This is a genomic window from Proteus penneri, assembly GCF_022369495.1.
Classification (GTDB): Bacteria; Pseudomonadota; Gammaproteobacteria; order Enterobacterales; family Enterobacteriaceae; genus Proteus; species Proteus penneri.
The window spans coordinates 175,407-199,694 of sequence record NZ_CP059690.1 but is presented as its reverse complement, the minus strand read 5'-3'; the positions used below and the strand labels follow the sequence as shown (position 1 = coordinate 199,694).

The window sequence follows — 24,288 nt, the reverse complement described above, 5'->3', positions numbered from 1 at the left end:
AATTAAGCAAACTTACGTTCTTCACCGTTACCGGCTACGTTAGTAACACAGCGTCCGCATAATTCAGCGTGTTCCGCTACTTGACCGATATCTGTCGCATAATGCCAGCAACGAGGACATTTTTCGCCATCTGCTTTGTTAAAGGCGATTTTTAAACCCGCCATATCAGAAGCTAATGCCGTTTCTGGTGCTTCATTAATATCTACCACTTTCGCTTGAGATGTTAATAAAACAAAACGCAGTTCGTTACCTAACGCATTTAACTTATCGGCTAAAGCTTTATCTGCATACAGTGTTACTGATGCTTCTAAAGAGCCACGCAGTTGTTTATCTGTGCGAGCTTGCTCTAATACTTTGTTGACTTCACCACGAACAGCAAGTAATTCAGCCCAGTAGTCATCATTTAAGGTTTCTGACGCATCTAAGCCAAATAAATCGGTATACCATTCTTCCGTTAAGACATATTTTGCACGTTCACCTGGTAACTCATTCCAGATCTCATCTGCGGTAAACGACATAACGGGCGCCATCCAACGAACTAATGCTTCACAGATATGGAATAACGCAGTTTGGCAACTACGACGAGCAACACTATCGCTTTTCGCAGTGTACTGTCTGTCTTTGATGATATCTAAGTAGAAAGACCCCATTTCCACTGAACAGAACTGCATTAAGCGCTGAATAACATTATGGAAATCGTAATTTTCATAGTGTTTTAGAATATCAGCTTGTGCTGCTTTCGCACGGCCTACAGCCCAACGGTCAAGTGTTACCATCTCTTCTGGTTTAACTTGGTGTTTTGCAGGATCAAATCCATTCAAGTTAGCTAAGAAGAAACGCGCGGTATTACGAATACGACGATAAGTATCCGCAGAACGTTTTAAGATCTCATCAGATACGGCGATTTCACCTGTGTAATCTGTTGATGCAACCCATAAACGTAGGATATCAGCACCCAGTTTATCCATCACATCTTGTGGACTTACTGTGTTACCGATAGATTTAGACATTTTACGACCTTGTCCATCTACGGTAAAACCGTGTGTTAACACTTCACGATAAGGCGCTTTACCTTTGATTGCCGTCGAGATCATCAGTGAGGACATAAACCAACCACGGTGTTGGTCAGAGCCTTCTAAATACATATCAGCTGAATTGCCATGGTATTCTGGACGAGCATCAACAACTGTTGAGTGTGTTGATCCTGAATCAAACCATACGTCCAGTGTATCTGGCGTTTTCATGTAATCGTCAGCGTCATCACCCAACACTTCACGGATATCTAAATCCCACCACGCTTGAATGCCGCTCACTTCAACACGTTTTGCCACTTCTTCCATCAACTCTAAAGTACGTGGATGTGGCTCTTGTGTCTCTTTATGAACAAACAGAGACATTGGCGTACCCCAAGTACGTTGACGAGAAATACACCAGTCAGGGCGGTTTTCAACCATTGATTCAATACGTGCTTGACCCCAATCAGGGATCCATTTAACACCTTTGATCTCTTTTAATGATTGTTGACGTAAACCGTTTTTATCCATACCAATAAACCATTGTGGTGTAGCACGGAAAATAACCGGCGTTTTATGTCTCCAACAACAAGGATAACTGTGCTGCAATGCTTCGTGATGTAACAGAGCACCTTTTTCTTTTAGCAATTCAACGATGACATCATTCGCTTTAAAAACAAAAACACCATCTAATGTTGGATAAGTACCTGTTAAGTAACAACCATTTGGGCCAACTGGATTTGCGACTTCTAAACCGTATTTTTGACCAATAACGAAATCATCAGGGCCGTGGCCTGGTGCAGTATGAACAGCACCTGTACCCGCCTCTAAAGTAACGTGATCACCTAAAATTGCAGGTACATCAAAGCCCATAAATGGATGATTAAATCGCAATAGCTCTAAATCAGCACCTTTACATTCGCCTAAAACAGTCCAGCTTGTTACGCCAATACGCTTCATTACACCTTCAACAAGGTCAGAGGCTAAAATCACACACTCGTCGTCAAAAGAGACTAAGGCATAATTAAATTCTGCATTTAAAGCGATAGCGCGGTTAGCGGGTAACGTCCAAGGTGTTGTTGTCCAGATAACCAAAGAAATTGGTTTATCTGTTGTTGTATGGAATTTTGCAGCAACTGCATTTGGATCAACGGCGGTAAAACGCACATCAATTGAAGGGGACGTTTTATCGTAATATTCAACTTCAGCTTCTGCCAGCGATGAACCGCACGCTGTACACCAGTGAACAGGTTTAGCCCCTTTTAACAGGTGACCATTTGCGATAATGCGCGCTAATGCACGGATAGTATTCGCTTCCGTTTTATAGTCCATTGTAAGATAAGGTTTTTCCCAATCTCCTAGAACACCTAAACGAATAAAATCTTTTTTCTGTGCTTCAATTTGCTCGTAAGCATATTTACGGCATTCCTCGCGGAATTGCGCTGCAGATATTTTCTCTCCTGGTTTACCTACGATTTGTTCAACTTTTAGTTCGATAGGTAATCCGTGACAATCCCATCCTGGAATGTACGGAGAATCAAAGCCTGACAGCCCTTTGGACTTAATAATAATATCTTTGAGAATTTTGTTTACTGAGTGACCAATATGAATATTGCCGTTGGCGTATGGAGGGCCATCGTGCAAAATAAATGTTTTCTTACCACTTTTAGCCTGACGAATTGCTTGATACAAACCTTCTTTGTACCAACGGGATAACATCTCTGGCTCGCGCTTTGCTAAATCCCCGCGCATAGGGAACCCTGTTTCTGGTAAGTTCAGGGTATTTTTATAGTCACTCATTCGATTCTCAGTTCCAATTTTCCGCTAGTTTATGACTCCGACCGCTGCGATAAAAAATCCCTAGCAGTAGCCACATCATCTGCGATTTGCTGCTTTAATGCATCCAGTGATGCAAATCGCTGTTCATTACGTAATTTCTTTCGTAACACAACATCAATACGACGTCCATATAAATCCATATTAACGTCGATTAAATGAACTTCTAATTGTACGCCCTTCCCTTTTACAGTAGGACGACTTCCGATATTTGCCACACCGGGTAAAGGTGATTGATTATCTGATAAATAGACATCAACGGCATAAACGCCTTTAACGGGTGCAACTAAGCGTTTCATAGGAATATTGGCTGTCGGAAAACCAATGGTTCTACCCAATTCATTACCATGAACAACACGCCCACAGACACTGTAAGGATGGCCTAGTAGTGATTCAGCAAGAACTAAATCATCATTGAGTAACGCTTCTCTTACCGCAGTGCTACTGATACGTAATCCTTTATCGCAATAACTTTCTGTACTTGCGACTTCAAATCCATACCTTTCACCAGCTTGTTGTAAGAAGTGAAAATCACCTTCACGGTTTTTGCCAAAGCGAAAGTCATCGCCAATAGCAAGAAATTTCACCCCTAACTTATTCACCAATAGTGATGAAACGAATTCCTCTGGGGTTTGTGCCGCAAATTGTTTATCAAATTTGACACACAAAAGGTAGTCAATACCGCATTCAGCCAAATACTTTATCTTATCTCGTAAACGAGTCAGACGTGCTGGTGCTTTTTCTGGTAAAAAAAACTCAAGCGGTTGAGGCTCAAATGTCATCACAACCGTGGGTAACCCTCGTTGTGAAGCTTCTTGCTTCAAGTGTTTCAATAATGCCTGATGGCCTCGATGGACACCATCAAAATTCCCAATTGTCAGAACGCAACCATGATGTAGCGCTCTAATATTCTGTATACCGCGAATTAGCTCCATAACTGGCTCAATACCGTGGAAATTATTGGATTATACCTTGTCAAAGGCTTGAGAGTAACCCAATATATCAATGTTTATTGATGAGTAATATCTCGACAAGTCGATTCACTATTATTCTTAAATGTGACTACTCACATTAAACAAAAATGGACTATCACTCACTTCTTGGTTATAAAATCGCATAAAATCAACCGTAGATCCTATTAGAATCTATTATTTATTACTCATATACACGATTTTGATGATTTTTTCACTCAAAAGACTGTATTCTACCCGTCTTAACTGATAAAATCTTGCGCCATCACAACGAAACAAGTGTCGCGTACAACGACGCTAATTTTGTATAAATCCATTGACAAACTTAGGTTGAAAAGGCATATTCCTTCACCTTTGTATTTGTCCTCGCTAGAATATATTTGGGAGTTGGAACTTGGCTAATATCAAATCAGCTAAGAAACGTGCGGTTCAGTCTGAAAAGCGTCGTCAGCACAACGCAAGCCGTCGTTCTATGATGCGTACTTACATTAAAAAAGTATACGCAGCAGTTGCTTCAGGTGATAAAGAAGCAGCACAAAAAGCATTTAATGACATGCAACCAATTGTTGACCGTCAGGCAACTAAAGGCTTAATTCACAAGAATAAAGCTGCACGTCATAAAGCTAATCTGCAAGCACAAATCAAAGCAATGTAATATTGCTTTCTTGTGTTATAAAAAAACCGGCTCATGCCGGTTTTTTTGTTTTCTACTTTTTAACCGCAACCCATTTATGGATTTGTAACGCGCTTTTTATCTCCATTAAAAAGTTCTGAGAAATCAGTATTACAAACACGTTGAACCGCGGGATGTTGGATCATTCGCTCTGCAAAAATTGCGTAGTACTCTTCTTTTACCGTATCAAGCATCCCAATTTCTTCAATATTACTATGAGCAAAAGTTTCATCGGTATACAGCGAAGGCGCTACAAAGATAGCATTATAATTTAAGCCGAATGCTTTCATTAATGCCGCATCATCAAACTCACCCAATATTTCCACTTGAAGGTTTTTATTACGTATCCATGTTAATAAATGACGACCTAACATATATCGACGTCCCGGAATGAGGAGCTTTCGCTCTTCTAAGCATTCAGGAAACGGTTTTTCGGGAAGAGGGTGGCTACAAAAAAAGCTCATATTACATTCGCCAAGTTTTACAGAGAACAGACCTTCTTGTTGCGACGAATCCACAGGACAATCGGATAAGATCATATCCAGTTTATGCTGACTTAATTGCTCTAATAACAGTTCATGAGTAGATTCAAAACAACGCAGATGGATTTGCTCATTATCAATTACTGCCGTTTCTAATACGCGACTGACTAATTGTTTTGATAATGCATCCGCAACACCGACATCAAACAGTAAATTCGATTCACGACTGTAGTTGACGATATCCAGCATTTCTTGGCTGAGCATAAACATTTTATCGGCATAACGAAAAATGAGCTGACCCAATTCTGAAGGAACAACCCCCCTTCCTTGGCGTTTAAATAACTTGCCACCCAATCTTTCTTCTAATGCTTTAATTTGCCCTGTAATTGTCTGAGGTGTCAGATACAACGCTTGCGCCGCACCGACAACAGAGCCTTCTTTACACACATGCCAAAAATAATAAAGATGATTAAAATTGAGATGTGACACCCGCATAGTTATCTTCCTTTCAACTTCTGTGTTTCAAACACAGACTATGTAATAACGCATTAGTTTGCGATTGGCTTTCCTTGCATCCAATCCTCATAAAAACACCTACGGCACAATACACTGTATTGCACCGTAGGTTTAAATATTATAGCTCGGTATTTATTGTGTTGAGAAACTCAAATCCGTGATAAGTTTCCTTATATTGATTTCGTTTTTAACTTCGGTAAAACAGAACGAAGTAACAAATACCCCACAACAGCGGCTACTGTTGAACCCACTAAAATACCAAGCTTAGAGTAGGTATTATAAGCTTCATCCGCGCCATCAAATGCTAATCCAGCAATAAAGATAGACATAGTAAAACCGATACCACATAGCACAGATACTGCAAATATTTGTTTAAGGTTAATCGCATCTGGTAATTTTGCAATGCCTAGTTTTACCGAAACCCAACTAAAGAGGAAAATTCCAATCGGCTTACCTAAAAATAGACCTAACGCAATACCCAACGGTAAAGCAGATAATATGCCATCAAAGGTTACGCCATTTAAAGAAACCCCTGCGTTACTAAATGCAAATAGCGGTAAAATAAAATAGGCAACCCAAGGGTGTAACACATGTTCTAATTCTTCAGAAGGAGAATCACCTTCTTTATTTCTTAACGGGATGAGAAATCCAACAATCACACCAGCAATCGTTGCATGAATACCTGATTTTAAAATACACACCCACAAGATGAACCCAAGAATTAAATAAGCAGCCGTATTACCCACTTTACGCCAATTCATTATGCCCAGAGTAATCACTATCAAACCAGCCAGAGCGAGAGGAATTAGTGCAATACTCTTTGAATAAAAGAGCGCAATAATCACAATAACGCCTAAGTCATCAATGATAGCTAATGCTAATAAGAATACTTTTAACTCAACAGGGACACGCTTGCCAAGTAACGCCATAACACCTAAAGCAAAAGCAATATCTGTTGCTGCTGGAATTGCCCATCCTTGCTGTCCAATGGCATCAGTATGATTAAACATCAAATAAACCAATGCCGGTGCTAACATCCCTCCCATTGCAGCTATTGCTGGGAAAATGGCTCTATCACGCTGAGCCAAAGAACCTTCTTTTAATTCGCGTTTAACTTCCAGTCCTACCACTAAGAAAAAGATCGCCATTAATGCATCATTTACCCAAAGCAATAATGGCTTATCAAGTTCGAACGCGCCGAATTTGATCATAATAGGAATAGATAAAAACTCATTATACAAAGCACTTAGAGGTGTATTCGCCATAATCAATGCGATAATAGCAGCAATAATCAGAAGAATACCGCCTGATGCCTCTAATCTCAAAAATTGTCTAATAATTGCCGTCATAATATTAACCTCGAAATCACTAATCTTGTTAATAATATGCTAATTATGAATTCGTAAAAAACAGATTATTTATGGATAATAACTCGAATTACTCGAATTGAAAAAGAAATAATAAGAAAAATAAGATGAATAGTATCAATTCATCAACATAATTTTTCAATAAAACAAAAACAACAAGAATTAAGAACACCAAAAATAAGACATTGAATATAAATAATATTTTTTATAATTAAGTAAAAACAAGTATCTTTTTTGATAAATCATACCAATTGATAAAATAGATCAAACATATCAATTTTTATTACTGAATAAAGAGAACTGCTATTCTTCACCTTTTGAACCAGCTCAGAAGATAAAAAGAAGTAGTCGCATATTTACTGTTTGACTATTGTGCTATTGTTTTATTAAAAATTACCCTTTTTTCATTAAGGTTTCTATCAATATGTCGATTACTGTTTTTATTGCCGTTTTATTTGCTGCTATCTTTCATGCATGTTGGAATGCATTAGTTAAAGTAGGCAATGATCGATTTCTAGGGATCTCGCTACTGACTTTTTTTTCTGGTGTTGTAACATTACCCGCCCTATTTTGGATCGGACTCCCTGATGTTGGCGCATGGAAATGGCTTGCCCTTTCTGTTTTATTTCATGTGGGTTACACACTCTCTTTAAGCCGTTGTTATACCTTGGCTGATTTTAATCAGGTCTATCCTATCTCTCGTGGTAGTGCGCCATTAATGACTGCTTTTCTTGGCTTTTTTCTCTTTCATGAAACACTACCAATCACTGGCTTACTAGGCATTTTACTTATCATTTTGGGTATTATCCTTATCTCACGCAGTAGGAAAATAGCGGCGTTTAACTTACGTAAAGATGCACTCTTTTTTGCTCTGCTGACCGCATTATTTACCGCAAGTTATACTTTATCTGATGGGAATGGCTCTCGTGTAGGTGAAACACCATTTGCTTATATTTTATGGCTCTTCTTTTTAAATGGCATCGCAATGTATTTACTTGCTTGGCTCCGTTATCGCCAGCATTTAAAAACCAAAATAAAGGATTATTGGAAACCCGCATTTTTAGGTGGGCTTATGCAATTGGTAAGCTATGGAATTGTGATATGGGCAATGAGTCATGCTTCTATCGTACTTGTGGCTGCTTTAAGAGAAACCAGTGTATTATTTGCCATGATCTTATCTGTCTATCTGTTAAAAGAGCAATTTAACCGTAAACAACTATTGGCGTGTTTAGTGATTTTAGCGGGTATTGTTGCTATCAAAATGGGATAATATTAAACATCATTAAATAAAAAGGCCTGATGATATAGGATTTATCATCAGGCCTTTTTGAAGGTGATAGGAAAAATTATTTGGTTAAATCATCAAAGAATTTTTTCACACCATCTAAGAAAGTTTTAGAACGAGGGGTATTTTTTTCACCACTCTTTCCGCCGAATGATTCACCCAATTGTTGTATTAACTCTTTTTGTTTCTCATTGAGTTTAACAGGTGTTTCAACCACAACACGGCACATCAAGTCACCAATACTACTACTACGTACTGATTTAACACCTTTACCTTTCATGCGGAACATTTTGCCAGTTTGTGTTTCTGCTGGAATTTTAAGTTTCACACGGCCATCAAGTGTTGGGACTTCAATCTCGCCACCTAAAGCAGCAATGGCGAAGTTAATAGGGACTTCACAGTAAAGATTATTGCCATCACGTTCAAAAATATGATGTTGACGAACATGAACCTGTACGTATAAATCACCTGCAGGTGCACCGTTTTCACCAGCTTCACCTTCACCACTTAAGCGAATACGGTCGCCAGTATCAACACCGGCCGGAATTTTGACAGACAGTGTTTTAGAACGTTCAACACGACCATCACCATGACATTTAGAGCAAGGCTCTTTAATCACTTTACCGCGACCATGACAAGTTGGGCATGTTTGCTGTACAGTGAAGAAACCTTGACGTAAATGAACCTGACCAGCGCCATGACAAGTAGAACAGGTTTCTGCTGATGTACCTTCTTTAGCACCGCTACCATGACATTTGTCACATGTTTCTAGTGTTGGTATACGAATTTCTTTAGTAACACCACGAACCGCTTCTTCAAGGGTTAGATCCATGTTGTATTGTAAGTCAGAACCACGCGCTGCGCGTTGTTGACGGCGACCACCACCAAAAATATCGCCAAATACATCGCCAAAGATGTCACCGAAGTCAGCTCCGCCACCGAAGCCACCGCCGCCTTGACCACCAAATCCACCTTGTTCAAATGCAGCATGACCATATTGATCATAAGCAGCGCGCTTTTGAGCATCACTTAAGATCTCATAGGCTTCTTTGATTTCTTTAAATTTTATTTCTGACTCTTTATCACCTTGATTTCGGTCTGGGTGATATTTCATTGCTAAACGCTTATATGCACGTTTAATTTCTTTTTCATCGGCGTTTTTGCTTAAACCGAGAACTTCGTAAAAATCTCTTTTTGCCATTCTAGATTACCCTTGACATAAGCACACGGGCGTTGAGTTTCCTCGACGCCCGTGTTCGGTATCAGTAACTATTCACAGTGAGTTACCGTGGCCCGTTAAGGGCATTATTTCTTGTCTTTGCCGTCAACTTCTTCAAATTCTGCATCGACAACATCATCATCTTTCTTCGCACTTGCATCCGCATCTGCGGCATTACCTGCTGCTCCTGCTTGAGCTTGTTGTTGTGCGATTTCTAGCAGTTTTTCAGAAGCTTCAACTAATGCTTTAATTTTTGCTTCAATAGCGTCTTTATCTTCGCCTTTAGAAGCAATTTCTAACTCGCTTACCGCTTTTTCGATAGCTTCTTTATCATTCGTTGGTAATTTATCACCCGCTTCTTCAATTTGTTTACGTGTACCGTGAACTAATTGGTCTGCTTGGTTACGAGTTTGTACTAATTCTTCAAACTTACGGTCAGCTTCTGCGTTTGCTTCTGCATCACGAACCATTTTTTGGATTTCATCTTCATTTAAACCAGAAGATGCTTTGATTGTGATGTTTTGCTCACGACCACTGTTTTTATCTTTCGCTGATACATGCAAGATACCATCAGCATCGATATCAAAAGTCACTTCGATTTGTGGCATACCGCGTGGCGCAGCCTGAATACCATCTAAGTTAAATTGACCCAGTGATTTGTTATCACTAGCACGTTTACGTTCACCTTGTAATACGTGAATAGTTACAGCAGATTGGTTATCTTCTGCGGTAGAGAACACTTGGCTATGTTTAGTTGGGATTGTGGTATTTTTCGCAATCAGGGAAGTCATTACACCACCCATTGTTTCGATACCTAAAGACAGTGGAGTTACGTCAAGTAACAGAACGTCTTTAACATCACCCGCTAATACACCGCCTTGAACAGCAGCACCCATTGCAACCGCTTCATCAGGGTTAACGTCTTTACGTGGCTCTTTACCAAAGAAATCAGCAACAGTTTTCTGAACCATTGGCATACGAGTTTGACCACCAACCAGAATAACGTCGTTAACTTCACTTACTTTCAGGCCAGCATCTTCTAATGCAACACGTACTGGTTCCATTGAACGCTTAACTAAATCTTCAACTAAAGATTCTAATTTTGCACGAGTTACTTTGATATTTAAGTGTTTAGGGCCTGTTGCATCCGCTGTGACATATGGCAAGTTAACATCTGTTTGTTGTGCAGAAGATAATTCGATTTTCGCTTTTTCTGCTGCTTCTTTCAGACGTTGCATTGCTAATGGATCATTGCGCAGATCAATGCCTTGTTCTTTCTTAAATTCATCAACTAAGTAGTTAATTAAACGGCTATCGAAGTCTTCACCACCTAAGTGAGTATCACCATTGGTTGACAGAACTTCATAGGTTTTTTCGCCATCAACTTCATCGATTTCGATGATAGAGATATCGAATGTACCACCACCTAAGTCATAAACTGCGATAGTACGGTTACCCACTTCACGATCTAAGCCATAAGCCAGAGCAGCCGCTGTTGGTTCGTTAATAATACGTTTAACTTCAAGACCTGCGATACGGCCCGCATCTTTAGTTGCTTGACGTTGAGCATCGTTAAAGTAAGCAGGAACGGTAATTACTGCCTCAGTAACTGCTTCACCTAAATAGTCTTCTGCTGTTTTCTTCATTTTTTTCAGGACTTCAGCAGAAACTTGTGGTGGAGCCATTTTTTCGTTACGCGCTTCAATCCAAGCATCACCGTTATCAGCTTTTACGATTTTGTAAGGCATGATAGCAACGTCACGCTGAACTTCAGCATCTTCAAAACGACGACCAATTAAACGCTTGATGGCAAATAAAGTATTTTGTGGATTAGTGACAGCCTGACGTTTTGCAGGTTGACCAACTAAGATTTCACCATCTTGTGCATAAGCAACGATTGAAGGCGTTGTGCGATCACCTTCAGCGTTTTCAATAACCCGGGCATTTTTGCCGTCCATTACAGCAACACAAGAGTTAGTTGTACCCAGGTCAATACCAATAATTTTACCCATTTAAACGCCTCCAAAGAGAATTCTTTATCAATTTGACTACCAATCTATATGCGGATGAATATTCATTTTTCAAGTCACAAATTAATAGACTTAACAACATCATCTCGAAGCGGATATAAAATCAACGCAACTCAATAGTGGTAATTGCAGTTGAAAAGAAGATGGGGTCATAAATACATTCATCAAGGGGAATAATGAAAAAAAATGCAAAAAATGCGAAAAATTTGTGTTTGATAATAAGAAGGGAATTAAAAATTATTATTTTTCAATATGTTATATTAAATACAAATAATATTATGACTTATCTGAAATTATTTTTAAGATCAGTCTTTAAAAAAGGCTTGTAATTATTTGAAAAACAAGGTTTTTTAACTTCAACAATAAAAATATCAAATAAATATAAGGTTACTTTTGTGTTATCCCAACTTAGCTAGCACGTTTCCTAGTCAGAAGTTGACGACAAAAATAACCTCTTAAATTATTTACGCTGAAGTAGAACGGCGGGCTGATTTAGGCCTAAACGCAGCAACTATAGCTTCATTAGTTTCGACATAAGGGCCATCAAGCAATTGAATACAGTACGGTACACTGGCAAAAATACCGCTAACAATCACATTACCCTCGTTATCTTTTAATCCTTCTAACGTTTCTGCAATGGCTTTAGGTTGGCCTGGTAGATTTAGAATTAACGCTTGGTTACGGATAACACCAACTTGGCGAGATAAAATAGCGGTAGGTACAAACTTCAAACTAATTTGACGCATCTGCTCACCAAAACCTGGCATTTCTCTATCGGCAATTGCTAATGTGGCATCAGGCGTAACATCACGGCGAGCAGGCCCCGTTCCCCCTGTAGTTAACACTAAATGACAACCAGCTTCATCAACTAGTTCACACAATGTTTGCTCAATCATAAGTTGTTCATCAGGAATTAAGCGGGATTCGATATGAAAAGGCGTTATTAATGCGGCTTTTAGCCAAGCTTCTAAAGCGGGTAAGCCTTTATCTTCATAAATCCCACTGGATGCGCGATCAGAAACAGAAACTAACCCTATGCGTAATTCGTTCATATCAAACCTCAATTAATCAATCACCGTCTAACTTGCGCGCAGATATTACCATGAGAACACAAGAGAATTAAAAAGAATCTCAATATATTACTGATATTTAATATTTGATTATTGAGAATAAATAATAAAGAAATGATAACAATCTATTTTTATTCGGCTTTAACTAAAATAAAAAAGGGAGCATAAGCTCCCTCTCTTTCATCTTGAATAATATTAATTAATATTACTCATCAATATATTTAGCAATATAAGAAGCTGCTAATTTTTTCGCTTCAGCTAATTGTGCTGCATTTAATGCACGAGCAGTACGTTTTAGCATAGCTTCATCACCATCACCATTTTCAACAGCAACAGCGAACCATGCGTAAGCTTCTTTCAAATCACGTTTAACGCCTTTACCGTAGTAATAGTTTAAAGCCAGATTGTTTTGTGCCAAACCATTACCTTGAATAGCTGATTTTCTATACCATTCAACCGCTTTACGTGCATCTTTAGCAACACCGTCGCCTTCATCGTACATTACGCCTAAGTTATTTTGCGCATCACGATTACCTTGATTTGCTGCTTTGGTATACCAGAAAACAGCTTTAGTGCCGTTACGCTCTACACCTTCACCGTCATCATAAGAGACAGCAAGATTATATTGCGCATCAGAGTGGCCTTGCTCTGCTGCTTTTGTATACCAGACAACCGCTTTTTCATGATCTTGCGCCACACCGATACCTTCATCATAAGAGATACCGAGATTGTATTGTGCATCACTATCACCTTGCTCACCGGCTTTAGTATACCAATACACGGCTTTCTCGTGGTCTTGTTCTACACCATCACCATCATCGTAAGAAACAGCAAGATTATATTGGGCTAAAGAGACACCTTGAACAGCCGCTTTGTTATACCAATAGACTGCTTTTTCTGCATCACGATCAATATAATCACTCATGTCATACATAAGTGCTAAATTTAACTGTGCTTCAGCGTGACCTTGCTCAGCAGCTTTGATATACCATTCCAGCGCTTTTTGTGCATCTTGTTCAACACCTTCCCCGTTCTCATATTTTACGCCCAATTGATACTGGGATGCAGCGTTTCCACCTTCAGCACTTTTTTCAATTGCAGGTAAAGAGAAAGCGGTTTTGCTCTCTGCCATTGCAGCGCTACCGAAAAATAACGATGCAAGTACCGTTGCCAAGACAATCTTTTTCATAATTCACCAATAATAAATAGAGTATTTTAATAATTTATTTTTATAATTATTACTGGATAAATAATATATTCCAATCAATTTAATCTTAAAATTTACTTAAATGTTATTTTGAGAAGAAAAAAATAAAAATACCCATCTATATAAGATGGGTATTTAAGATTTTTATAAGAATTTAACGACGAATTATAATAAATCCGCAATCATTTTCTCTAATTTTTCCTGATCGACAGCAAATTTACGAATACCGTCAGATAATTTATCTACTGCCATTGGATCAGCGTTGTGTTCCCAATAAAATTGAGCTTCAGTGATAGCTTCTGGACGCGCTTTCACTTCACCTTTATAGGATAATTTATGTTCAACTTCACCTTCAGCTTCTGATAATTCTTTTAACAGTGCTGGAGCAATAGTTAAACGGTCACAACCGGCTAATTCTAAAATTTCACCTATATTACGGAAACTTGCGCCCATAACTACAGTGTTATAACCGTGTTGTTTGTAATAGTTATAGATTTCAGTAACAGAAATTACACCTGGATCTTCAGCTGGAGCAAATTCTTTTTTATCAGTATTGGCTTTATACCAATCCATGATACGACCAACAAATGGAGAAATCAGGTAAACACCGGCTTCAGCACATGCACGCGCTTGAGCAAAAGAGAACAGTAAAGTCAGGTTACAGTTGATACCTTCTTTTTCTAATTGCTCTGCGGCACGGATACCCTGCCAAGTAGATGCTAATTTGATAAGAATACGGTCGTTACTGATACCCGCATCATTGTAAAGTTTCATTAAATGGCGTGCTTTTTCAATACACGCTTGAGTATCGTAAGAAAGACGTGCATCAACTTCTGTTGAAATACGACCAGGGATCAGTTTTAAAATTTCTAAACCGATATTTACTGCCAGTTTGTCGCAAGCATCAACGATTTGTTGTTCACGAGAATCGCTTTGTGAACGCGCCCATTCAATCGCTTCATCAATTAATTTACGATATTCAGGAATTTGAGCTGCATTTAAAATTAAAGATGGGTTGGTAGTTGCGTCTTGTGGCTGATACAGTTTCATTGCTGCAATGTCACCAGTGTCAGCAACAACAGTTGTCAGCTTACGCAAAGAAGTCAATTTGTTGGTCATTTTGTTTATCTCATCTACTAGGTAAATCTGTTTGCAGTCACCTGCGGATATCTATTGATAATAACATGGACTGCTCACACTACAAGACGCTTAGATTCATACAAAGCAATTATTTGAATGCCAAACGTTTTCGCAAAATAAAAGCGGAAAAAAACAGAAGAAAACCACAGACTGAATCGTTTAAATTATCGAATTTCATGACAAATAAGAGAAACCATTGTTTTTTCCTATTACTATAATTTAATCTTTAATCAAAAGAATTTGCTATATTTGGTCAATATTAAAATAACGTATCGAGGGAATTATGCTAATCACTATTTCACCAGCAAAAACACTGGATTTCGAATCGCCTTTAGCTACAACGCACTTCACACAACCTGAATTGCTAAAATATTCCCAACAACTTATCGAAGAATGTCGAAAATTATCATCAAGCGATATCGCGAGCTTAATGAAAATAAGTGATAAACTCGCAGGGTTAAATGCCGCTCGTTTTGGTGAATGGCAACCTAATTTCACACCAGAAAATGCACGCCAAGCTATTTTGGCATTTAAAGGTGATGTTTATACTGGAATGCAAGCTGAACTTTTTTCTGAAGATGATTTTCAATTTGCACAACAACATTTACGCATGCTTTCTGGCTTATATGGCGTACTGCGTCCTCTTGATTTAATGCAACCTTATCGCCTTGAAATGGGAATAAAGCTAAAAAATAAAAAAGGTAGTGATTTATACCAATTTTGGGGAAACACTATTACAGAAACGTTAAACAAAGCGCTTGAAGAACAAGGTGATAATGTTTTAATCAATTTAGCGTCTGATGAATATTTTAAATCAGTTAATCCCAAAAAACTTAATGCTGAAATTATTAAACCTGTTTTCCTTGACGAAAAAAATGGCAAATATAAAGTTATCAGCTTCTACGCTAAAAAAGCCCGTGGATTAATGAGCCGCTTTATTATTCAAGAAAAACTGACTAATAAAGCACAACTGAAAGAGTTTGACCTTGAAGGTTATCAGTTTAATTCTACAGAATCAGAAGGTAATACCTTAGTCTTTAAACGTGCAGAATCACTGACAAAATAAAAATATTAACTATTAGCAATCAATAAAAACAGCACTAAAATCAGTGCTGTTTTTATATATTGAAACTCACAAATGTTTTTGCACTAATGATAGAGGAGACCATGTAGGTGATGGAATAAATTCACTACCTTGCATTATAGCCAATTGTTGCTGATTAAATTGTGCCATTTCTTGAATAATCGAAGCAAGAGATTGTGCAGAAAGTACACTCTGTTTCTCAATAATAGAAATCGTTTTATCTGCTTCATCGTGTTGCGTTTTTACAGTTAAAACAAACTGATTATCCTGCGTTTTATACTGCATATCATCACCGACTTGAGAAACAATAAGTTTGTCGTGTTTTGATAACCCTGAAATAAAAAGGTGGCTACTGTTCCCCTCATCATAAATAGTCACTTCACCATGACGCTTTTTCACAATATAAACATTGTTACCTGCACCACCATTTAAATAGTCATCACCCAATTCAGATATTAATAAATCATTTCCACTTCCAGCATTGAGATTATCATTTCCCTCTCCTGCAATTAAAATATGATGTCCATGATTAACAACAATATGATCATCTCCTTTTCCGCCATCAATAACCGAACTACATTTATTATGATTGACGACGATATCATCACCTTCTATTAATTCAAGAATAGGTAAGTGCTCAATTGATTGGGTACTTGATTTCTGTTGAGTCATTAAAATAGGTCTTAATACAGAGTAAAGTGAATTAAACGAATATGCTGACAAGGTTTCTTTATTCAAAATAAGCGATTCAGGGATCATAAATACATCATTCTCTTTACTTATCACCAGATTTAAATCTGTAATAGGCATAAGTAGATGTTGTGAATTTTCATCTGTAGGGAGAGTAAAAACGATATTGTCTTTATCGACAAAGCGAATTTTCATACCTGAATCCAAGATAGATTTTAAATGTGATTTTTCAATAATAAGCTTTAAATGTGCATCAGGATTATAACGATGTGATAGTACTCCTTGATTAAATATTAAATCAAAACCACTAATATCAGACAAAAAGAAATCACTCACACTATTTGGTAACATTCCATCAACATTATTAGAAAGTGAAAGATTAATGTGATCATTCTTATCTTTTGCTAAATAAGTTTTAATTTGATAACTATCTTGACCAGAGCTTAATTTAATAGATGAATTAGGCGTAATATTCAAATAATGATTATTCTTTTCATTACCATGAATATCAAATCGTAATTGTTCACCAAAAGAAAAACCACTGTATTGTAACTGAGGTAATAACGTTATTATCTTATTGTAATCAGAATATGAAATAGACAAAGAGTGGTTATTATCATCGATATAAAGATTATGAATAATTTCTTTATTCTGATTGTATTTATCTAAATAACTAAATGTATATAGCACATTATCTTCACTAGTTTTATTTTCATTTGCAGTTAATAAAAAACCATCTAGTGTGGTTAAAGTATATCTATGTGCTAATGTAGTATTTTCACTATAAACATTTTTTAATGTTATAGAGTGATAAATTAATTCATTATTTTCATTTCCATCATTTACTTTTATATCAAAAATAATATCTTTTCCTCGACGGAAAATAGCAGCAATTTCATCAAAACGATAGTTTAATCGCACAATGCTAGCCTCGATATGGCTCACTTCATTAATGATCGTTTCAAAATGAACACTATAATTTTTTTCTAAAGAAGATCTTAAAATAACATAACTATCATTTCCTTCACCACCTTCAGCATATCCCTCTTGTAAAACTAAGGTATCATTTCCCCCTAATCCATATAATAAATCAGCACCCCCCACGCCATCTAAGTAATTAGCCTCTTGATTACCATAAATAATATCATCACCAATCTCACTACCAATAACATTCTCAATACTATCTAGATAGGCTATTACTTTTTGATCTTGTAAGACAATATTTGGCATAGAATCAACTAATTGCTTTGAATACAAACGCTCATTATCTTGATAAAGAAACAACTTTGAATGAAAATTTTTACTGTTAGTCTGTTCCTCTGATTGCCTAAATTTAACGTAGTTATGAGATAAATTAATCTCATGTCCTGTATATTTATTTGTTGTTTTTACGATACGAAGTGTATCACTTCCTCCTCTACCATAAAAACGACTAGCATAAAGTGGAGACTTTGAGGTAAATAAATTAAATATATCTTCTTTATTTCCTCCACTTAATCTCTTCGTTCCATTATAGATATCAAAGATATTTTTAGTATTTGAAGGGGAGGAAATAATATCATTACCATTATGTGTATTGAAATGAAACACTTCATTTTCATTCCAACCTGATGAATAGTATTTTTTATACTGATTTGATTTTATTAAATCACCTGTTAATTTATTTTCACCAAATAATAATATACTGTCTTCCCTCGTTGTTTTCATTTTTCTAATAAAATCACTATCAATAACATCATCAAAAATAGGTGAATTATCATCAGAAATAATATCTAAAGTATAACGCTTTAATTCTTTGACATAAAAATCAATATCAAAAATAAGTATTTCATTCGTAATAATGGCTTCTTTAGGTAGATAGTATTTATATTCTGTTTTTTCTGCACGTAAATGAAAAGAGAGTGCGGCAATTTTCTCTGCTTCTTCTTGAGTTATATTTTGAGATATCCGTTCAGCAACGTATTCGCCCAAGGGATTTAAAATTGAATCTAATGTTTTCCCCATTAAATTTGGCATGACTTTATAATAATAATATTCTTGATAAATCTGTTTTTCATTTGTATAAAAATAACGACTCTGTTGATTTTGTTTTTTTACCTCATTAAGATAATTAACTGCATTTTTATCAATCATCTCTTCTAATTGTGATTCTGTTTCTAAATAAACAATTTCATTTTTTTTATCTGGTAGTAGATCCCCCATTAAAAAAGCATAAAAACCATTATTTAGCTCTTCTAATGGTGTAAAATGTATTTTTATTTTTGCTTCTTCAATGAGTCTTGCCGCATTATAAATCGAAGTTGCGAGCGCAATAACGGCACCTGCCACGATACCAATAGGGCCAGCAATCGTTGAACCTGCAAGCATCGCAATAGATACACCTAATGTAACCAGGCCTGAAACCACAGCAAAAGAGCCATTAACGATATAATCAATTCGCCTTTTTTCATTATTCTCATCAGAAATACGACTAAAATTATCGTAGGCGTTATAAATATCAAATCCGATAGAAAGCACATTAAGTCCAATCCCAACTCTTGTACTTATTTTACTTACATATTCCAACGGATTATGACGATATTTTAATAATCCTTTTGCTAATGTAATTTCAATCAATTCGGAAAGACCATTGTAAGCCATTTCAGACCACATTATCGCAAGATTATTAATAACCTCTTTTCGTTCTTTCGTCGTTAATAGCGGATTATTAAGTTGTTCCGCAAGCATAAATGTAGAATTAATTGACTGCCACATACCAAATGTAATATTTGCATAACCAATCTTGCTAATTATTCGCATGTGGCGCGGAATGTTTAATGATGCTTTTCTTAAAACATCCCAATCTTGTTCTTGATACTCTTTATGACCTAATTCATTAAGTTTAGTTAACCTTTCTGAAGCAGACAAATAATCAATTCTATTCGTATCACCAGAGAGTAAATATTTAATTTTATCTTTTTTATTATTTATTAAGTAACGAAATAAAGAAATGAGGGATTTATCTTTTTCATCTCCAGAAAAAGAGAAAAAATAATCATTAAGAAGATAAGGATCAAAGGTAAGTTTTGACTCCCATTTATTTACTGTATTAAGATCAATAGAATCGATACTTCTTCCATTAATTTTCGCACCCACATTAATCAATAGTTGTTTATCAATAGAAAGATTATTTATTGTTATCGTTTCTTTATTAAGTAATTGTTGATTTTTTACGTTTAGAAATTCTAACGGATTTAAATCATTTGCTTTCGCTAAGGCCTTAGCAGGAGATAAAGAATCAGGTATCATCTTATTATGAACCATCGTAATAATATTTTTAAATGAATTTATTATTTTTTTATAATTTTTAAAAATAGAAATATTATCTAATAATGCTCGAGATAGAATACCTTTTTTATTCTCATCAAAGAATGAAGCTAGCAAATTTTCTGAAAAAAAACTTAGATTTTTTATCAATGCAGGATTGTCATAAATTGAATGAATAATCTTAATAGCTTGACTTGCCTTTTCAATTAAGGTGTTATGCCCTTTTGTTACTAAATCTAATGAATGCCATTGTTTAAATGATATTTCACCCAGTAAATATTGATTAAATTTATTGCTCATCAATGGATCATATATTACTTGTGTTAGTTTATTTTCTAATTTATTTTTATTTGTAGTATTAAAAGTAACAGATAATTCATCTGCATATTGATGAACTACTCTTTTTATTGAAACATTCCCTTTGATAATTTCATTACTAATACGCTTTAGTTCTTTTCTATGATATTCTACATTAATAGCATCTACTTTATTGATAATAGAACCAAGTTGATAGAGATTAAGATCATAGCGATTTAATTTAATATAATCTAAAATATCATATAATGTTATTTGTTCTGAGAAATCAGAAATAACTGTTTTAATATTTTGATTATAACCTAATTTAAACTCTTTATTATCTCGATAATCCGGATATAAGTAAGAAACTATTTGATATATTTCTTTTCTAACATTATTATTTTCAGTGCTTATTTTTTCTTTATTTGAAATAAATAAAAAATCATCATCATCTGCTTCAGCAATAATCACATCAGATACAATCGAACTCTCAAGTAATGGTTTATCAATATACTGTCTCTCAATAATGGGTTTAATAATGATATGATTGCTTAAAAGAAAAACCTTATTATCAATGATCTGATATATTGGCATATTTAATCGCTGAGCAATACCTTCAACAAAAAAATCACCAGATTGATAACTTAATAATTTTTCTTTTTTTGCAAAAATAATAGTTTTTTCATTAAAGAATTTATTCTCATTAATAATACTTTGTAATGTATCGACATCATTTTTTTGTTTAATAAAATTATGATGGAAAAATGTATTATCTTCACTTCCTGTCGCAATTACTCTTATTTTATTTTTTAAACAATAATCAAGAAAAGTACTTATCTCTGGATTATCATTTAAATAAACAGTTAAATCTTCACTTTTTACACCATTATAAAAATAAATAATAATATCATCTTGATATAAGGAGTTGATACTATCAATAATAACATTATCAATATTTTCATTACTAAAGAATGTATTATCAGAAAATAAGAATTTAAAATTATTTATATTATCATCAAAGAGCAAATAGCTACAATCTATCTCATCTTTATTTTTAGAAAGTGAATATTCAAATATATCAATAGGATTATCTTTATCAATATAGAAATTACTAGGATGATAACTATAATTATGTTCTCTATAGCCATTATTGAAATAATTTTCTAACTGACTAATTTCATGCATTATCATTCTATTAATAAATTGATTATTTCTAAAGAGCTCAAAATAGAGTTCACTATAATACCCAATTTTATCACCTTTATTTATGTCTATTTCTGTTTCAATTAAATTCAGTAACTTATTAACATATTTATCACTTCTATACTCTGATAGTTTCTTATAATTTTCTTTTAAATGTAATTTATTTTTACCCTCTATTAAAATTGTATTCTTTAGCTCAGGTATATTAATACCCTCCACTATTTCATTAACATATTGAGAACTATTATGGAACTCTATAGTATAATCATAACCCTCAACGCCAACACTTCTCTTTTTATCTAGTGGTAAATAGGGACTATCAATAATTTGATTATAAATAAAATTACTTATACCATGAGTACCATCACTAATTTCGTTTACCATTAACTGATAAAATTTTGCAGCTACTAAGCTATTTTTTTCAGCTAATTGTATGAGTTTTTCTTTCCCATAATTTAATCTGTCGTAAAATAGTTTACTTTCTAGCTTATTTTTTACTTTATTTAAAATTTCAATAAGTGATATACTTTTATTATTACTGTTAAACAAATTAATTTTATTAATTAGAGAGAAACTGGCTATTAACTTATCAAAATAAATATTTCCTTCTATTAAGATATCTATTAAAGAAACAATTTCTTTCAATTCTTTAGCATTTTTTCCTTTAACAATATGACTGTTTATTTCTATTAAATCACGATAGTAAATATCATTAAATTCAACATACCCATTTTGTTTCTGGATTATTTTAAAATTGTTTAATTCAGCCACGACAATATCAACACTATTATTATCATTCTTATTTAAAATAATCTTATTCGCCTGACTATTTTCAAGAATATCATCAATATAACTCTTAACTAAATAAACGCCTTCATCAACATATGTGTCTTTTATAATAACATCAATTAAAATATTCTCTTTTTTAAGTTCTAGAATAAGATCTCCCTGTTCACTATAATGAACAACTCGTCCTGTAATATTATCTTTAAATGGTAATGCAAAACCTATTTTTTTTATATTTTCAGCAATTCCTTTATTAATTTCTATATTATTGTAATCCCAAACACTTCGGTAATTTGAAATCTCACTTTTTGTATATTCATCAAAAATAATATATCTTTTATTATCAACATCATGTGAACCATAAAAATCCATTTTCTTCTCTAATGTTTCGTTTATAGATCTAACATCAGAGTATTCTAACAACTCACTATTAGAATCAAATAAAGAAAATTTATAATTATTCTCAGAATATCTTTTATAGGAAATCGCAATAGCATGATCTTTGAAGGCAATAATAGCATAATAATCATTGTTGCTATTCATAACACCCTCTATATGTTTATGAATATTATCTTTATCAAACACTATTTTTTTAACATGTGATTTTTTTAATCCTCGATTTTCTAATATCTGACTATATTCAAGTGGCTTAAATGTATCAAAAACAAAATATTGTGATTTTTCACCTAATCTCTCCATTTGAAAGTGTTGAGAAAATATAATACTTTTAATTTCTTTAATTAGATTTAATATTTCATATTCTTTTATACTATTAAATAAAATAAAATCCAGTTTATCGTCTATAAATTCTTTTTCACTCTGATAAGAAGATATATTTTCTTTTAACCAGAATAAATACTTATTTCCTCCTTCTAAACCGCTGTTTCTAACTTCAACTAAATAATTTAAACTTAATCCATAACATAATCCTGCTAAACTATGAATATGACTAAAATCATAATTAGTTTCCGTTGAAGCAATAAGATTAACTCGACTCATCACTCTTTCTAAAGGCTTTAATAGATCGGTATATTGTGAAAATTTTTTCACAATATTATTTTTTATTTCAGTAATAAACCAACCAGTACCGACTTTATAGAGCAAATGTTCTCCACTATCCGTTACCTGATCGTATTTAGATTTTGCAACTGTAAATGCTTCTTCTATATCATCGACATAAATATGTAGTACCTTTTCTGTATTTTCTATTTTATCTCTGATAATAAAAATATTTTTATATGAATAACTTTCACTTAATTCAATAGAAGTGTATTCATTAACATTTATTTGTTTTCTTTTCTTAATATCATTAATTATTTCCCTAATAATATCTTTATTATTTACCTTCCAATTTTCAATATTATTAAAGTAGCTAACATACTCTTTTCTATTATAAAAACGATAGTATAAAAAATTATTATTATTTTTATCAATTATAATATCATGAACCTTATTTATTAGTTCACTCTTGTTATAAAAAAAAGTAGCATATCCATCAAAGTTAATTATTTTAAATTTATTGTTCTCATTATCTATTTGTATAAACATCTTATTATCTTTAAAATCCAGATAATAATCACCAGATAAATTATTCTGAATTAATAATCTAAATCGTTCTTTGTGTATTTTATTAGGTTCTTTGCTTGTTATTCTAGCACTATTTGAAAACAAATTTTCTATACTTAAATTAATTTCTTCTTTAATAAAATCAATACCTTTTGTAAAATAATTTTTATGATAGAGTGAAAAATTATTATCTATTTTTTCTAAAAATTCATTCGCAGCATATTCATTTTTAGAAATAAAAATAGAAATATAATTCTCAATTAATACTCTTTTTACAGATTGTACATTAAAAAAAAGTTCTGAATTATTTTCTTTTATATGACTTTCAATTTTTGATACGATTTTATTTATATTATCTTTGAAGATTATTTCTTTGAATCCATTCATATTTAATTTCCTAAGCTCTAATTAATTTACTTTCTAAAAATAAAATATATAAATATTTTTTATGCTATTTAAATACTAATTTTCCTATTTTAAAATAAAAAAAAAGCCCAACATTTTGTTGAGCCATTTAATTAAATGTGTATTTAATTATTTAAATTAA

The 24,288-nt window shown here is 34.1% G+C and carries 13 protein-coding genes; 3 read left to right on the top strand and 10 right to left on the bottom strand.

Annotation, left to right across the window (positions count from 1 at the left end):
* Window positions 1-2 precede the first annotated feature (2 nt).
* Complete coding sequence (ileS, locus tag H1225_RS00880) at window positions 3-2,813, bottom strand: isoleucine--tRNA ligase (protein ID WP_109848428.1); 2,811 nt, start codon at window positions 2,811-2,813, stop codon at window positions 3-5.
* 29 nt (window positions 2,814-2,842) lie between these two features.
* Window positions 2,843-3,784, bottom strand: a complete 942-nt coding sequence (ribF, locus tag H1225_RS00875; RefSeq protein ID WP_072063723.1) for a bifunctional riboflavin kinase/FAD synthetase — start codon at window positions 3,782-3,784, stop codon at window positions 2,843-2,845.
* 430 nt (window positions 3,785-4,214) lie between these two features.
* On the opposite strand from ribF, the gene rpsT reads away from it, so the two are divergent.
* On the top strand, window positions 4,215-4,475 hold the full coding sequence (rpsT, locus tag H1225_RS00870; RefSeq protein ID WP_004248964.1) for a 30S ribosomal protein S20: 261 nt from the start codon (window positions 4,215-4,217) through the stop codon (window positions 4,473-4,475).
* Between the two features lie 74 nt (window positions 4,476-4,549).
* On the opposite strand, the gene nhaR is transcribed toward rpsT, so the two are convergent.
* On the bottom strand, window positions 4,550-5,470 hold the full coding sequence (nhaR, locus tag H1225_RS00865; RefSeq protein WP_109848427.1) for a transcriptional activator NhaR: 921 nt from the start codon (window positions 5,468-5,470) through the stop codon (window positions 4,550-4,552).
* Window positions 5,471-5,661: 191 nt separating this feature from the next.
* Window positions 5,662-6,840: a Na+/H+ antiporter NhaA gene (nhaA, locus tag H1225_RS00860; RefSeq protein WP_006535229.1), complete on the bottom strand. Its 1,179-nt coding sequence runs from the start codon at window positions 6,838-6,840 to the stop codon at window positions 5,662-5,664.
* A gap of 442 nt (window positions 6,841-7,282) precedes the next feature.
* Here nhaA and H1225_RS00855 point away from each other — a divergent pair, with 442 nt between their 5' ends.
* Complete coding sequence (locus H1225_RS00855; RefSeq protein ID WP_115065084.1) at window positions 7,283-8,128, top strand: DMT family transporter; 846 nt, start codon at window positions 7,283-7,285, stop codon at window positions 8,126-8,128.
* A gap of 76 nt (window positions 8,129-8,204) precedes the next feature.
* On the opposite strand, the gene dnaJ is transcribed toward H1225_RS00855, so the two are convergent.
* The 5 genes from dnaJ to tal form a co-directional block, all read right to left on the bottom strand.
* Window positions 8,205-9,344 carry a molecular chaperone DnaJ gene (gene dnaJ, locus H1225_RS00850; protein WP_072063726.1) on the bottom strand — a complete coding sequence of 380 codons (1,140 nt, stop codon included), beginning with the start codon at window positions 9,342-9,344 and terminating at the stop codon, window positions 8,205-8,207.
* Window positions 9,345-9,448: 104 nt separating this feature from the next.
* Complete coding sequence (dnaK, locus tag H1225_RS00845; protein WP_161727598.1) at window positions 9,449-11,374, bottom strand: molecular chaperone DnaK; 1,926 nt, start codon at window positions 11,372-11,374, stop codon at window positions 9,449-9,451.
* 482 nt (window positions 11,375-11,856) lie between these two features.
* Window positions 11,857-12,444, bottom strand: coding sequence for a molybdopterin adenylyltransferase (gene mog, locus H1225_RS00840; RefSeq protein ID WP_006535239.1), 588 nt, complete (start codon window positions 12,442-12,444; stop codon window positions 11,857-11,859).
* Window positions 12,445-12,667: 223 nt separating this feature from the next.
* On the bottom strand, window positions 12,668-13,651 hold the full coding sequence (locus tag H1225_RS00835) for an SEL1-like repeat protein (RefSeq protein ID WP_109848424.1): 984 nt from the start codon (window positions 13,649-13,651) through the stop codon (window positions 12,668-12,670).
* A 183-nt stretch (window positions 13,652-13,834) separates the two neighbouring features.
* A complete protein-coding gene (gene tal / locus H1225_RS00830) occupies window positions 13,835-14,788 on the bottom strand; it encodes a transaldolase (RefSeq protein ID WP_075674224.1) in 954 nt (317 codons plus the stop codon).
* A 304-nt stretch (window positions 14,789-15,092) separates the two neighbouring features.
* Between tal and yaaA the strand changes: the two genes are divergently transcribed.
* Entirely contained in the window at window positions 15,093-15,875 is a 783-nt protein-coding gene (gene yaaA / locus H1225_RS00825; RefSeq protein ID WP_161671095.1) for a peroxide stress protein YaaA, read from the top strand.
* Window positions 15,876-15,941: 66 nt separating this feature from the next.
* Here yaaA and H1225_RS00820 read toward each other — a convergent pair whose 3' ends face one another.
* Window positions 15,942-24,128 carry an RTX toxin gene (locus H1225_RS00820; protein ID WP_239739387.1) on the bottom strand — a complete coding sequence of 2,729 codons (8,187 nt, stop codon included), beginning with the start codon at window positions 24,126-24,128 and terminating at the stop codon, window positions 15,942-15,944.
* Window positions 24,129-24,288: the final 160 nt, after the last annotated feature.

Bases quoted from the DNA above. Each gene is read 5' to 3' on its own strand.
- ileS (WP_109848428.1), bottom strand. From the start codon at position 2,813: ATGAGTGACTATAAAAATACCCTGAACTTACCAGAAACAGGGTTCCCT.
- ribF (WP_072063723.1), bottom strand. From the start codon at position 3,784: ATGGAGCTAATTCGCGGTATACAGAATATTAGAGCGCTACATCATGGT.
- nhaR (WP_109848427.1), bottom strand. From the start codon at position 5,470: ATGCGGGTGTCACATCTCAATTTTAATCATCTTTATTATTTTTGGCAT.
- nhaA (WP_006535229.1), bottom strand. From the start codon at position 6,840: ATGACGGCAATTATTAGACAATTTTTGAGATTAGAGGCATCAGGCGGT.
- H1225_RS00855 (WP_115065084.1), top strand. From the start codon at position 7,283: ATGTCGATTACTGTTTTTATTGCCGTTTTATTTGCTGCTATCTTTCAT.
- dnaJ (WP_072063726.1), bottom strand. From the start codon at position 9,344: ATGGCAAAAAGAGATTTTTACGAAGTTCTCGGTTTAAGCAAAAACGCC.
- dnaK (WP_161727598.1), bottom strand. From the start codon at position 11,374: ATGGGTAAAATTATTGGTATTGACCTGGGTACAACTAACTCTTGTGTT.
- mog (WP_006535239.1), bottom strand. From the start codon at position 12,444: ATGAACGAATTACGCATAGGGTTAGTTTCTGTTTCTGATCGCGCATCC.
- H1225_RS00835 (WP_109848424.1), bottom strand. From the start codon at position 13,651: ATGAAAAAGATTGTCTTGGCAACGGTACTTGCATCGTTATTTTTCGGT.
- tal (WP_075674224.1), bottom strand. From the start codon at position 14,788: ATGACCAACAAATTGACTTCTTTGCGTAAGCTGACAACTGTTGTTGCT.
- yaaA (WP_161671095.1), top strand. From the start codon at position 15,093: ATGCTAATCACTATTTCACCAGCAAAAACACTGGATTTCGAATCGCCT.
- H1225_RS00820 (WP_239739387.1), bottom strand. From the start codon at position 24,128: ATGAATGGATTCAAAGAAATAATCTTCAAAGATAATATAAATAAAATC.